This window comes from Neisseria sp. S1, from assembly GCF_048060015.1.
GTDB classification, from domain to species: Bacteria; Pseudomonadota; Gammaproteobacteria; order Burkholderiales; family Neisseriaceae; genus Neisseria; species Neisseria arctica.
In genome coordinates this window covers 1-12,703 of the sequence record NZ_JBLUPI010000011.1, presented here as the reverse complement: position 1 = coordinate 12,703, position 12,703 = coordinate 1, and the positions used below count along the sequence as shown (strand labels likewise).

General features: G+C 46.1%; 11 protein-coding genes. 4 read left to right on the top strand and 7 right to left on the bottom strand.

The features are described from left to right. Positions 1 to 173 precede the first annotated feature (173 nt). From ACEPPX_RS08980 to ACEPPX_RS08965, 4 genes are read left to right on the top strand one after another with little or no spacing between them, the layout of a single operon-like run. Positions 174 to 1,334: a polysaccharide biosynthesis/export family protein gene (locus ACEPPX_RS08980; RefSeq protein WP_416623740.1), complete on the top strand. Its 1,161-nt coding sequence runs from the start codon at positions 174 to 176 to the stop codon at positions 1,332 to 1,334. Between the two features lie 43 nt (positions 1,335 to 1,377). Beyond that, positions 1,378 to 2,595: a capsule biosynthesis protein gene (locus ACEPPX_RS08975; RefSeq protein ID WP_416623739.1), complete on the top strand. Its 1,218-nt coding sequence runs from the start codon at positions 1,378 to 1,380 to the stop codon at positions 2,593 to 2,595. Further along, positions 2,595 to 3,392, top strand: coding sequence for an ABC transporter permease (locus ACEPPX_RS08970; RefSeq protein WP_416623738.1), 798 nt, complete (start codon positions 2,595 to 2,597; stop codon positions 3,390 to 3,392). The genes ACEPPX_RS08975 and ACEPPX_RS08970 overlap by 1 nt, the downstream gene beginning before the upstream one ends. Next, complete coding sequence (locus tag ACEPPX_RS08965; RefSeq protein WP_416623737.1) at positions 3,389 to 4,039, top strand: ABC transporter ATP-binding protein; 651 nt, start codon at positions 3,389 to 3,391, stop codon at positions 4,037 to 4,039. Before ACEPPX_RS08970 ends, ACEPPX_RS08965 begins: the two co-directional genes overlap by 4 nt. 97 nt (positions 4,040 to 4,136) lie before the next feature. Here ACEPPX_RS08965 and ACEPPX_RS08960 read toward each other — a convergent pair whose 3' ends face one another. The 7 genes from ACEPPX_RS08960 to ACEPPX_RS08930 form a co-directional block, all read right to left on the bottom strand. Next, positions 4,137 to 6,974 carry a valine--tRNA ligase gene (locus ACEPPX_RS08960; RefSeq protein WP_416623736.1) on the bottom strand — a complete coding sequence of 946 codons (2,838 nt, stop codon included), beginning with the start codon at positions 6,972 to 6,974 and terminating at the stop codon, positions 4,137 to 4,139. Between the two features lie 354 nt (positions 6,975 to 7,328). Next, positions 7,329 to 7,613, bottom strand: coding sequence for a helix-turn-helix domain-containing protein (locus ACEPPX_RS08955; protein WP_047760023.1), 285 nt, complete (start codon positions 7,611 to 7,613; stop codon positions 7,329 to 7,331). A 758-nt stretch (positions 7,614 to 8,371) separates the two neighbouring features. Next, positions 8,372 to 8,830 (bottom strand): phage virion morphogenesis protein, encoded by a 459-nt coding sequence (locus ACEPPX_RS08950; RefSeq protein WP_416623735.1) that lies wholly within the window; start codon positions 8,828 to 8,830, stop codon positions 8,372 to 8,374. A 6-nt stretch (positions 8,831 to 8,836) separates the two neighbouring features. After that, positions 8,837 to 9,742: a phage minor head protein gene (locus ACEPPX_RS08945; protein ID WP_416623734.1), complete on the bottom strand. Its 906-nt coding sequence runs from the start codon at positions 9,740 to 9,742 to the stop codon at positions 8,837 to 8,839. Then, positions 9,739 to 11,214: a DUF935 domain-containing protein gene (locus tag ACEPPX_RS08940; protein WP_416623733.1), complete on the bottom strand. Its 1,476-nt coding sequence runs from the start codon at positions 11,212 to 11,214 to the stop codon at positions 9,739 to 9,741. The genes ACEPPX_RS08945 and ACEPPX_RS08940 overlap by 4 nt, the downstream gene beginning before the upstream one ends. Positions 11,215 to 11,226: 12 nt before the next feature. Then, complete coding sequence (locus ACEPPX_RS08935) at positions 11,227 to 11,502, bottom strand: hypothetical protein (RefSeq protein ID WP_416623732.1); 276 nt, start codon at positions 11,500 to 11,502, stop codon at positions 11,227 to 11,229. A gap of 2 nt (positions 11,503 to 11,504) precedes the next feature. Next, a partial coding sequence (locus ACEPPX_RS08930) for a terminase large subunit domain-containing protein (protein ID WP_416623731.1) occupies positions 11,505 to 12,703 on the bottom strand: 1,199 nt, incomplete at its 5' end.

Genomic DNA, 12,703 nt, shown 5'->3' with positions numbered 1-12,703 from the left:
GGTCTATATCGGGCTTAGGGAATATAATAATGAAAACTTGGGTATTGTATAGATAAAATATTTTTCTGTAAGGTATTTTAGGCATAGAATGTAATAAATCTTAATAAAACATTTCAAATTTTTTGGATACAGTGGGTTGTAAGATTGTTAGTGCGAATTTTAAGTGTAAGTTTATGAAAAAAATATTTTTAAGTACAATATTTTTCTGCTCAATATTATCAGGGTGTGGCATGTTGCCATCTTCAGGGCCAGGAACTCAAAAAGTGATTGGCTTGCAACAGGGTCACTCAAATATGTTGCCTGAAGTCCAACTAATTGAAGTAGATGAAGCTGTCACATCTATGATGTACAGAAAAAAAATTAGCCAATCTTTTGGACAGTTTGCGGGGACGGCTGTATCTTCTGGAACTGTTAATATTGGTGACATTTTAGATATTACCATTTGGGAAGCACCTCCGGCTGTCCTATTCGGCGGATCCTTGGGCGCGGCTGGTTCGGGCTCCGCGCAGTTGACTAAGTTGCCGGAGCAGATAGTTACAGCAAAGGGTATGATTTCGGTACCATTTGTAGGTGATATTTTCGTGGCGGGAAAAACACCCGTACAAATTCAAGATTTGATTAAAGGCCGTCTGAAACGGATGGCGAACCAGCCTCAGGTCATGGTGCGTTTGGCTCAAAATAATACAGCTAATGTATCTGTGATCCGTGCCGGCAATAGTGTGCGCATGCCGTTGACCCCTGCAGGAGAAAGAGTGTTGGATGCAGTAGCGGCGGTAGGTGGTTCTTCTACTAATGTTCAGGATACCAATATTCAGCTTACGCGGGGGGACGAAGTAAAAACGGTAGCTTTGGAAGAATTGGTAGCCAATCCGCGACAAAATATTTTATTGCGGCGTGGCGATATAGTGACGATTATCACTAACCCTTATACTTTTACTTCTATGGGTGCTGTTGGTAAATCACAAGAAATTGGTTTCTCTGCTCGAGGGTTATCTTTAGCGGAAGCAATTGGCCGTATGGGTGGTTTACAAGACAGGCGTGCTGATGCCCGCGGAGTGTTTGTATTTAGATATGTACCTTTGGGAGATTTACCTAGCGCTGACCAGGATAAGTGGTTGGCTAAGGGTTATGATATTGAAACGGAAGTGCCTGTAGTGTACCGCTTGAATTTGGCAGATGCCAACTCTTTATTTTGGATGCAGCGTTTCCCTGTAAGAAATAAAGATGTGTTGTATGTTTCTAATGCTCCGCTGGCGGAGGTGCAGAAATTTTTGCAGTTTGTTTTCTCTCCTGTGGTTAGTGGTGCGAATAGTATCAATAACATTGCCAACTAAATCCGTCCGAAGCTAAAAAATTTCTATTTTAAAGTTGTGAAAAATGTCAGAAAAAAATACGGCAAACCCTAATACACCCACAATCACCGCTGAGAATTTGGCAGCGGTAGAGGCAGAGAAAAAAGTTGTGGTAAATGGTGATTCGAAAAAGCCTAAGGGTTTAAAGAAGTTAAAAAAGCATACTTCACCATTATTTCTAATCACGGTATTACTACCTACCTTATGTTCTTTAATTTATTTTTCTTTTTTGGCTTCTGATCAATATACGTCGGAATCCAGCTTTGTTGTTCGTTCTGCCAGAAATCAAAGCTCACTCACCGGCTTGGGAGCTTTGCTCCAGAGTGCGGGTTTTGCCCGTGCTCAAGATGATACGTATACAGTTCAAGCGTACATGCGTTCACGTTCTGCTTTGAATGAGTTGCAAAAGCAATTACCTGTTCGTTCTTTTTATGAGAGCAAAGGTGATGTTTTTAGCCGTTTTAATGCGTTCGGCTTATGGGATTCCAATGAGGCTTTTTATCAATATTATGCCAAGAAGGTTGGTATTAACTTTGACTCTGTGGCGGGTATATCGGTATTAAGCGTTCAATCATTTGATGCCAAAGAATCGAAACAAATTAATGAAGTCTTATTGAAAAAAGGTGAAGAGTTAATTAACCAGCTTAATGATCGTGCCCGTAAAGATACTGTGGTATTTGCCGAGCAAAATGTACGTATAGCTGAGGAACGGGTAAAAGAATCTGCAGATAACTTGATGCTTTATCGCACCCAAAATGGTATTTTTGATTTGAAGGAGCAATCAGGCGTACAAATGGGTCTAATTTCAAAATTGCAAGATGAATTAATTGTAATTCAAACACAATTAGATCAGGTCCGTGCCGTAACACCCGATAATCCTCAAATCCCAGGCTTATTGGCGCGAGAGAAGAGCTTGCGTAAAGAAATTGAGATGCAGATGCAGAAAATTTCTGGTTCTGGTTCTAGCTCTATTGCCAGTAAAGCTGCCGAATATCAGCGTTTGTTTATTGAAAATGAATTGGCAGAGAAGCAGTTGGCTGCAGCTATGGCTTCTTTAGAGAGCGCAAAGGCAGAGGCTGACCGACAACAGCTTTATTTGGAAGTAATTTCACGCCCAAGCGAACCCGATATGCCCCAGGCTCCAAGCCGACTATATAACATTGTTGCTACGTTGATTATTAGTTTAATGATATATGGTATTTTAAGTTTACTGACTGCTAGTGTACGCGAGCATAAAAATTAATGAAAGCTTTGCATCAAACATCTTTTTTGGAGTCTGTACAGATTCAAAAACGCGTCATCGGTGCTTTGCTGATGCGTGAAATTATTACGAGATACGGGCGTAGTAATATTGGCTTTTTATGGTTGTTTGTTGAACCATTACTGATGACTCTGCTTATTGTCGTATTATGGAAGTTTTTACGGGCAGATCAATTTTCGACCTTAAATATCGTTGCTTTTGTGCTGACAGGATATCCGATGGCGATGATGTGGAGGAATGCTTCTAATCGTGCTATTGGCGCAATTTCTGCGAATGCCAGTTTGCTTTACCATCGTAATGTTAGGGTATTGGATACTATTGTTGCACGGATTGTTTTAGAGGTAGCGGGTGCCACAATTGCCCAAGTAGTGATTATGGCAATTTTAGTGGCTATTCACTGGATTGAAATACCCCAAGATATCTTCTATATGCTTTTAGCATGGCTTCTAATGGCAATGTTTGCGGCAGGGCTTGGATTTGTGATTTGCTCGATAGCGTTTAAGTTTGAGGCGTTCGGTAAAATTTGGAGTACGTTCAGTTTTGTTATGTTGCCTTTATCTGGCGCTTTTTTCTTTGTGCATACTTTGCCGGTTAAAGCACATGAATATATCTTGCATGTACCCATGGTACATGGGACGGAAATGTTTCGTGCGGGTTATTTTGGTACATCGGTGATTACTTATGAAAACCCTTGGTATCTTTTACTTTGTAATCTCATATTGTTGTTGTTGGGCTTGGCTATGATTAGTAAATTCAGCAAAGGAGTTGAGCCACAGTGATTTCTGTCGAGCATGTCTCTAAACGTTACCAAACCCGAAGCGGTTGGCGTACAGTATTGCATGATATTAATTTCAGACTTGAAAAAGGTGAAAAAGTTGGTATTCTCGGGCGAAACGGTGCGGGTAAGTCAACACTGATCCGTTTGATCAGTGGTGTAGAACCGCCAACAGAGGGTGAAATTAGGAGAACAATGAGCATTTCGTGGCCGTTGGCATTTACAGGAGCCTTTCAAGGCAGTCTGACCGGAATGGATAATTTACGCTTCATTTCTCGTATTTATAATGTAGATATTGACTATGTAAAGAACTTTACCGAAGAATTTTCCGAGCTCGGGCAATATTTATATGAGCCGGTAAAACGTTATTCTTCTGGTATGAAGGCACGTTTGGCGTTTGCATTATCTTTAGCAGTTGAATTCGATTGTTATCTGATTGATGAGGTGATCGCAGTAGGTGATTCTCGTTTTTCTGCCAAATGCAAATATGAGTTGTTTGAAAAACGTAAAGATAGATCTATTATCTTGGTTTCACATAACCATAGTGCTATGAAAGATTATTGTGATAATGCTATGGTTTTGGAGGCAGGTAGGCTACATCAATTTGACAATATGGATTTGGCATATAAATATTATAACTCACAGTTATGATTAGAGGCATTTTTGATGCCTATTCTCTTTAAATGAAATATATAAATAATGCCGTCTGAACCTATTATTTCAGACGGCATTATTTATTATAAGCAGGTTAATTCGCTAATTTTGCTAATTGGGCTTGTACTTTAGTCATTTTGTCATTTAAATCGGCCAACTCTGTTTTATCTTTTTCCACCAAATGCGCCGGGGCTTTTTCGGTATAACCGGGTTTCGAGAGTTTGGCATTAAGCTTATCTAATGCTTTTTGCAACTTCTCGGCTTCTTTGGTAAGGCGGGCGCTTTCGGCGGCTTTATCGATTTCGACTTTGAGCATGAGCCGTGCGTTTTGACAAACAGCTACAGGGGCATCATCACCTTCCGGTAGTTTATCAACTAATTTTGCTTCCGTGAGGCGAGTCATAGAAGGCAGATATTGCAGCAATTCTGTAGCTACGGTTCCTTCTACCAAAAGTGGTGCTTTTACATTAGGTGCGATACCCATTTCACCTCGCAGGTTACGTACGGCACCGATAAGTTCTTGCAGAGCAGCCATTTTTTCAAAGGAAGCGGGAACGATTTTTTCACTGTCCGCTTGGGGCCAATTTGCCAGCATAATGCTGTCGGTATGTTTGGCATTGGCCAAAGGGGCAACGGTTTGCCATAATTCCTCGGTAATGAAGGGCATAATCGGGTGTAGCAGGCGGAGAATAACTTCTAAAACGCGCACTAAGGTACGGCGTGTGGCGCGTTGGGTGGATTCGCAACCGCCTTGGATTTGTACTTTGGCCAGTTCGATATACCAGTCGCAGAAATCGTTCCATACAAATTCATACAGCGTTTGTGCGGCCAAATCGAAGCGGTAGGTATCAAAAGCTTCTGCTACGGCGGCTTCGGTTTGTTGCAAACGGCCGATAATCCATTGGTCGGCAAAGCTATAAGCTAAGGGTAGGCTTTCATCTTGACCGCAATCCTTATCCTCAGTATTCATAAGAACAAAGTTGGTAGCGTTCCATAATTTATTACAGAAATTACGGTAGCCTTCGGCACGTTTGAAGTCGAAATTAATGCTGCGGCCCAAGCTGGCATAGCTAGCCATGGTAAAACGCAGAGCATCTGTGCCGAAAACAGGAATACCTTCGGGGAATAATTTTTTAGTAGCCTCGATAACTTGAGGTGCTTTTTCAGGGCGGCGCAGGCCGGTAGTGCGTTTTATCAGTAGATTTTCCAAGCCGATACCGTCGATCAAATCCACGGGGTCGATAACGTTGCCCTCTGACTTGGACATTTTTTTACCTTCGTGGTCGCGCACCATGCCATGGATATAGACATCTTTAAACGGTACTTTGCCGGTAAAGTGGGTAGTCATCATAATCATACGCGCTACCCAAAAGAAAATGATTTCGTAGCCTGTTACCAAAACATTGCTAGGTAAAAAGGCTTTCAATTCGGCAGTTTCAGACGGCCAGCCCAGTGTGGAGAAAGGTACGAGTGCGGAGGAGAACCAAGTATCCAGTACGTCTTCATCGCGTGTGAGTTCGGTATTTTGTGCCAGTTTTTGCGCTTCGGTTTCGCTGCGGGCAACATAACAGTTGCCTTCTTCATCATACCAAGCTGGGATTTGGTGTCCCCACCAGAGTTGGCGGGAGATACACCAGTCTTGAATATTGTTCATCCATTGGTTGTAAGTATTTACCCAGTTTTCGGGGATAAATTTTACGGCACCGCTGTCAACGGCATGTTTGGCTTTCTGTGCCAAGCTCATGCCTTTGAATTCGCTTTCTGGTTCGGCTTGTACGCTACCGTCGGGTGTTGCGCTCATGGCGACAAACCATTGGCTGGTCAGCATGGGTTCGATCACCGAACCAGTGCGGTCGCCTTTGGGCGTCATCAAGGTGTGGGGCTTGATTTCAACCAATAAGCCTTGTGTTTCCAAATCAGCTACGATTTGTTTGCGTGCAGCAAAACGGTCAAGCCCGGCATAGGCTTTTGGTAAAGCGAAGTTTTCTTGTGCTTCACCTTTAAAGTTGAAAACTTCTGCTTGCGGCAGGATACGTGCTTGTAAGTCCAAAACATTAACCAAGGCGGTATTGTGGCGTTTGCCGACTTCGTAATCATTGAAATCGTGTGCGGGCGTAATTTTAACGCATCCTGTGCCGAAGTCTTTTTCAACATATTCATCCGCAATGACGGGAATACGGCGACCGGTAAGAGGTAACAGTAATTCTTTGCCTATAAGTGAGGCATAACGTTCGTCTTCGGGATGTACGGCTACGGCTACGTCACCCAAAAGGGTTTCGGGACGGGTGGTGGCGACGATCAGGCCGGCGGAGGGATCATCTGCTAGCGGATAGCGGATATGCCACATGCTGCCTTGCTCTTCTACGCTTTCCACTTCCAGATCGGAAACGGCGGTGCCAAGTACGGGATCCCAGTTGACCAAACGTTTGCCGCGGTAAATCAAACCTTGTTCAAACAAGCGTACGAATACTTCGGTAACTACTTCCGCACGTACGTTGTCCATAGTGAAATATTCACGGCTCCAATCTGCAGAGCAGCCCATACGGCGCATTTGTTCGGTAATGGTACCGCCGGACAGGTTTTTCCATTGCCATACTTTTTCTAAAAATGATTCACGGCCCAAATCATGGCGGGAAATGTCTTGTTCGGATAATTGGCGCTCGACGACGATTTGCGTGGCGATACCCGCATGGTCTGTACCGGGAATCCAGCAGGTATTTCTGCCCTGCATACGGTAGTAACGGGTTAGGCCGTCCATAATGGTTTGGTTGAAAGCATGGCCCATGTGCAGGGTGCCGGTTACATTAGGAGGCGGTAATTGGATGGAGAAAGAAGGTTTTTCGGCATCCATATTCGGTTGGAAATAGCCGGCTTGTTGCCAGCGTTGGTAATGTTTGGCTTCGATTTCGGCGGGGTTGTATTTGTTTAGCATGGTTCTGCAGATTGAAATAATGTTTAATCGTGCGATTATAACGTAAACAGCCGTCTGAAACCTAGTTTCAGACGGCTGTTTACGTTATTTAAAATGTGGCCAAACAGCTTGGGTAGGATAAGTGTATCGGTCGCATTGCCTTGAAAAAAGCATCTCTGTAGCACTACGGACACAGATTGTTTGGCAGCATTTTACCTGATCCGATTTCCAAATTTTAGGTTTTCGGTGGGTATATCGGAAAATTAGCTTATCAATTGCTTGATGAACCGCTATCAGCGGTAAGAGTATGTATTTCCCGATTTTTATAGCGGAGCAGCTTTGGTATTATCCGTAGCCGCCGCTTAATTTATGATCTTACTTGCTTTTGGCTTCTTTTTTCAAAGCGGAATATAGATCGGGGTGGCGCTCTTTTAAGAGGGCGGCGATTGTCATATCGATACGGTTGACTTTAGCCAAGTCGATTTTTTCGATATGCACCAAACGGAGCAGTTCGCGTACGGGTTTAGGCATATTTCGGCCTGATTCGTAGCGTGATCCTCCTGATTGTGTGACACCGATACGGCTCCAAAAATCCATTTGGTTCAAGCCGAGTTTTGTGCGAATTTCACGGATATTTTCGATTTGCTCGAACGATTTCATAGCTAGAACTTTCCTTCTTCTCATTATGTTTTAAGGCAGAGCCGTTTTATTTACTGCGGACGCAGTTTCAGACGGCATCTGAATTATTTGCATAATTGTTTATTGTAACAACAGTAATAATAACACTTATTTTGAATAATGGCGCAATGAGTGATTTCAACATAAGTGATTGATGCAGTATAAGCGCTTATCAGTCAGATGCAAGAGGCGGGAATTAAAAAAAATCAAACTGATTGCTTTTATATTGACTATAAAGGAAAAGTTTTAACATAACTTTATAAATCAAAGGTTTCTATGGTTAAGTTTGGTGCCTTCACTCTATCATCATTAATATATAATTATTTCGATTGGGAGATTTTCTAATGAGAAAATTTTATAGAGTGATAGGGAACTTTTAGGTAAAAACAGGAGTGATTGTGAATAGTATTGATTTATCAGAAGTTGATATATTTTTTAATTTAAATGTCATGGAATAATGTGGCGGTAAATAGGGAATTTTTACCCATTTTAGGTTTTTTTTATATGGAAAATATCGGCAAATTTATCATGAATCAGGCGTGAAAGTATAAATGATGCTCATTATGTATATTGAATTTTTGCTTAGGCAAAATGAAACCAAGTGAGATAAATATATAAGGGTCTGTGAGATAAATGGGGTGATGGGGGATTTTGGTGGATGCTGTGGGATGGGGAAATTGTAACTCCGTTGCACAGGGTGCAATAAAATGAACGGGCTTATTTAGCCCGTTTTTTGATGCTCACAATCCTTTGCTGAGAGATTTGAGGGCAATGTCCAATAGGGAGCGTTCGGCTCCTTTTTGAAGTTGACCATTGCCGTTGATGGGAAGGTATGGGCGGGCGGGTATGGTTACTTTTTTTCTGCGCCCGGCCTGACCGCCGAGGTGATGGATGGCGGCATAGGGTTTGTTGCTGCCTATACGGGCGAAGTCGTTGCCGACTTGAGTGCTGATGCTGGCGGCGAGTTGGCCGGTTAGTTGTAGGGTTTTGCCGCCTTCTGCTATTACTCTTTTACTTTTCCCGTCGTCCTCACCCTCCCATTTTTGACCACCCCAATTTTCGTTTTCGAAGTTGTCTTCAGTCATGGATACCATTTCGGTGGCAATGGCTCGCATCATGGGGCGGGTGTTTGTGGCGTTTTTCAGCAGTTGGCTGAGGCCTGCATGTAATTGTTTTTCGTCTAGGCTGATTTCGATCATTTCATTTTAGCCTTTCAATAGTTGCAGCACCCAAGCCAAATCAGTGGCAGACAAAGCAGCTTTGAATTTGCTGTTACCCATCATGGTTTTTAAGGCAATGCGGGCGATGTCGGGATGAGCGGCTTGGGCTTTTTGAACAGCCACCGAAGCCATGCGCGAGAGCATGGTTTTGCCTTGGTTGGCGTTGAAGCCGGGGCTGGGTGCGATGAATTTGCCGTCGATGCGGATGCCTGTGCGCTGGGCATAGCGCTCTTCGCCGGTGTAGTCATTGCGGCCAATGTCTACGGTTTTGGTTTCCAACACCGGGTTGGGCAACACACGGTTTTCACCACGGCTGCGGGATAAGGGGCGCACACGGCAGCGGCAGCGGAAATCCAGCGGCGGATACATGGTATTCCAAACAGGGTCGGTAGCTTCATAGACCTTGCCGTGCAGCAGGCGGTGGCTTTCGCGGGTGCGGCTGTCGTTGATGGCGACGTATTGCCAATACGGGTGGGTATCCACGGAATCCATCATCTCAGCGTAGCGGCCTGCCATATAGGCCGACTGCATGTTGGTCAAATAGATGGTTTTGAGGCGGTGCGGGCTGCCGAGCTGAACGGTTTGGGCTTCGCCGGTGTCGGGGTTGGCCGTCTGAACGCGTCCCCACCAGCCTTTTGCTTGTAAAACGGGGGGGAGCTGTTGGTTGAACTGTTCCAAAGTCAGGCCATTTTCAGCGGCTTTCACTACGGCATCATATATATCGTTTGCTACGTCCATGCCTGCGGTTTTGGCCACGGTAAACGCAGTTGCGTGCGCGTCATCCAGCATGTCTTGCCAATCCCATGAAACAGTCACGCCTTTTTGCTTCAGATATTCGACCGCTGCTTCCGGCTCTAAGCCGAAAATTGCCTTGATGTCTTCCGGATTCATGCGCTCATCTCCTGCGCTGCTTCAATGCGGCCGACCAAATCCGACAGGAAAATCACACGTGCCAGCTCGTTTTGCAAACCGGTGTCATCCATATTCGGGAAATGTTCGGCCAAGCGGTCGAGGATATTGTCTTCTGTTTCGCCGCGCTGCAAATCCTGCACCAATACGGCAGTCAAATCTCGGCCTTGCTGGTTCAGACGATCTGCATCCGGGGCGAGCGTGTCTAAAATCAAGCCTGCATCGGTTTCCGAAAAATCCAAACCTTCGGCAAAATCAGCGGCGGTCGGGGTGATGGCATCTTCTTCAATAATATCGCCGTCTTCCAAGCCATAGGTGCGTTTCCAGTATTGGGAAGTGAATTTCACCCCAGCGCCGGACAACATATTGTCGCGCTCAGCACGCTCTTTCGTGCCTGCTTCTTCATTCTCAAATAGTTCGAATTTTGGGCAAACCACATCGCCGAAATTCAGCGATACCACCCACTCAATCAGCTCGTTAAACGCCGCTTCGACAATTCGGCGGTCACTGTCGCGGATGTCGTCGGCGATTTCCAGGCCTGCGCTGGCACTGGCATGGTTGGTATCTTTGTCGGTAGTCTGGTCTTGGCCGAGCAAGGCGATGTTGATGCCTGATTTGCACTCTTTAAGCAGCTTGTCGAAAGCATCTACTGATGATGATTTGCCGCTGGCTTCGTGAATTTCGACGCTTGAATCATTCGGAATCGTGCCGACCGAATTGCTGACTAAGGCTTCCAGCGCGTCGAGCAGCTTTTCGGTGTCGCTGTGGGTGTTGGAGCGCGGCTCTTTGCCAATCAACCATGGTGCACCGTATTTTTCGGTGAAGCTCACCCAGAATTTCAGGCCGCCGCGCTTGAACGTAACCAGCCAAAAGACCAAGCCCAAATCACCCAAGCCGTATGGATTAAGGTAGTCGTCTTCATGGCGTGGGCAAAGGAATTTATAAGGCGGCAGCGGCTCTTGGCTCAAGCCGTTTTCGGTGAAAATCAATTCTCGGTCATCATTAAAGGCAAACCACTCTTGCGGCTTGGCTACGATTTCAGACGGCAGCCATTGACTGCCTTTCTGCCAGATAACTTCGATGGGCTGATAGCCGAAAAAAGCGGCATTCATGATGTCTTTGCAGAGCTTATAGATATCGACATCAGCAACCAGCCAATTTTCGACAAAATCCAATACACGCTCATCGACGTCATCGCCACTTAATTTCCAATCCAGGCGGGCAACGGCGGCTTTTCGTCGGCGCACGAAGCTGCCGACCAGCTCATCGCGCAACAATTCGCGGTAAACCGAGATTTGCTTGCCCATCTTGCGCAAAATCGGGTCGGGATTCGGCAGCCAACCGCCGAAGCCGTTTAAAAATTGACGCGATACGGCGATGTGGCCGCTTAAATCCTCGGGTTTGAAGGTTACACTGCCGTGTTGGGTTTTGAGTTTGAAATGCGGTTTTTTCATTTTCAGACGGCCTTAAGGTTCATACATCAATTTGAAAACGGAATGCCAAATTATTGGAATAGAACGCAGCCACAGTAATACCATCTGCGCTGTTTTTTTAGGCTTGTAACGCGGATAAAAACAACCTACCAGCCACAATAACGGGTAAATCAGTACACAGTAGAGCACCATCAGTAACTGACAACAAGAAAGTACGGCCGTCATAATCAGGCAGATAAAGTAACTGAAAACAATGCACGGCAGAGAGGCCGCCAGCAATACCGTTTCGGGAAAGTTTAATTTGCTCATATTTAAAATCCTCTTGTCAGTCTGCTGCGGCGTTTGATTTTTCGGCTGGCCACGCGTACTGGCCCGGCATTGAGTTCACGGCTGGCATAATGTGCCAGCACTAAGGCAATCGCCGCGTCGCCGTGACGTTTTTTGCCGTCCTGCCCTTTGGTTCGGGTGTCGGGAATACGCGGCACGCCTTTGACCAGCTCAAACGCACGCAAATCAGCCAAGATGTCTTCGTCGCGCGGCAGGCCGTCGAGTGTGCCGTCTTCCAGTGCGGCTTTGAACGGCGCAGTGTGGCTGCGATACCAGTTTTCCGACAGCATCACGGCTTCCACCGTTTCCGCACCGAATGCATCACGCATGGCTTCGGCCAGTGATTGACCGTTGCCGCGCGCATCCAAGGCTGCGCCGCGCAGGTTGGGCAGCCCGGCCAGCAGGTGTTTCATAATCTGTTCCTGCTGGGCAAAGGGCATATTGCCCAGTTCCAAAATAAACGGTGGTTTCAAAATCAGGTCTTTGCCTTGCAACAGCGGCACGATCACGGTGCGGTCACCCGAGCGGGCAAAGTCTTCGCCGACAAAGGAAACTCGGGTTTTGTCCAAGCCATCCAGCAAGGGCTGCAGCTCATCGGCAATCCAGTCGGCCACTTCCGCCGCGCGGCGTGGCTCAGGCAACAGGCCGAAATCGTCGGTCTGGTCGTAGCGGATAACCGGCGTGTATGGTGTCATGCGGCTTTCAATCAAGGCACGGTTCAGCCATTTGCCGCCGCCGTTTTTCGGGATGCAATCCAACTCTTCAGATGCATCTTCTCCATAGAAATCGCGGATTTCTTTACACCACGCCGCTTCGCCTTCCGGCGTCCAATCTCGACCAAGGCGCAGGCAGATACGACGGTATAAACCTTGTTCGACGGCTTCGTCGAACGTGATACGGTGGAGTGAATACGGTTTTTTTCCGGCGAGGATGTCGGTAATCAGCTCGTTAAAGGGGTTGTCCACGCCGTCGTGGGTGGAGATGATATGCACCTGACCGCCCCACATCAGCAATGCCATTGCGGCTTTAAGTAGCTCGGACAACTGCTCGTGGAACGCGGCCTCATCAATAATCACGCGCCCCTGCTTACCGCGCAGGTTGCTGGGGCGGCTGGATAAGGCGGTAACGCGGTGGCCGGAAGCAAAGCGGATAACGAAAGCCAGCACGGATTTCTTATCATCGC

What these genes read in the sequence shown, in the direction of transcription:
- ACEPPX_RS08980 (WP_416623740.1), top strand. Translation starts at nt 174, where the DNA reads ATGAAAAAAATATTTTTAAGTACAATATTTTTCTGCTCAATATTATCA.
- ACEPPX_RS08975 (WP_416623739.1), top strand. Translation starts at nt 1,378, where the DNA reads ATGTCAGAAAAAAATACGGCAAACCCTAATACACCCACAATCACCGCT.
- ACEPPX_RS08970 (WP_416623738.1), top strand. Translation starts at nt 2,595, where the DNA reads ATGAAAGCTTTGCATCAAACATCTTTTTTGGAGTCTGTACAGATTCAA.
- ACEPPX_RS08960 (WP_416623736.1), bottom strand. Translation starts at nt 6,974, where the DNA reads ATGCTAAACAAATACAACCCCGCCGAAATCGAAGCCAAACATTACCAA.
- ACEPPX_RS08955 (WP_047760023.1), bottom strand. Translation starts at nt 7,613, where the DNA reads ATGAAATCGTTCGAGCAAATCGAAAATATCCGTGAAATTCGCACAAAA.
- ACEPPX_RS08950 (WP_416623735.1), bottom strand. Translation starts at nt 8,830, where the DNA reads ATGATCGAAATCAGCCTAGACGAAAAACAATTACATGCAGGCCTCAGC.
- ACEPPX_RS08945 (WP_416623734.1), bottom strand. Translation starts at nt 9,742, where the DNA reads ATGAATCCGGAAGACATCAAGGCAATTTTCGGCTTAGAGCCGGAAGCA.
- ACEPPX_RS08940 (WP_416623733.1), bottom strand. Translation starts at nt 11,214, where the DNA reads ATGAAAAAACCGCATTTCAAACTCAAAACCCAACACGGCAGTGTAACC.
- ACEPPX_RS08935 (WP_416623732.1), bottom strand. Translation starts at nt 11,502, where the DNA reads ATGAGCAAATTAAACTTTCCCGAAACGGTATTGCTGGCGGCCTCTCTG.